At 70.5% G+C, this 258-nt stretch carries 1 protein-coding gene; it reads right to left on the bottom strand.

The features are described from left to right. Positions 1 to 219, bottom strand: a 219-nt coding sequence (locus ACWXWW_RS18160) for a hypothetical protein (RefSeq protein WP_455971424.1), incomplete at its 3' end; no start/stop codon positions are given. Positions 220 to 258: the final 39 nt, after the last annotated feature.

Below are 258 nucleotides of genomic sequence, written 5' to 3'. Positions count from 1 at the left end.
GGCCCGCGTTTGGGCGAGATAGAAATCGCCCTGACGCACGCCCGCCAGTTGCAGATCGGCGTTGACCTGCGGCTGCGCGGCCATCACCCCATCGGCCTTGAGCATCAGCCGCGCCACGCTCAGTCCCGCCTTGCCCGGCAGGGTGACGTTCTGGCCCGTGATCGCGGCCTGCGCGCGTTGATTGGCGCCCATGGCGGAAAGATCGACGCGCCCGTTCACCCCCGCTCCGGCCAAGGCCACCGCGCCCGCGAAAGGACC

It is taken from the genome of Microbacterium sp. KNMS, assembly GCF_053851835.1.
This window is presented reverse-complemented; position numbering and strand designations above follow the sequence as displayed.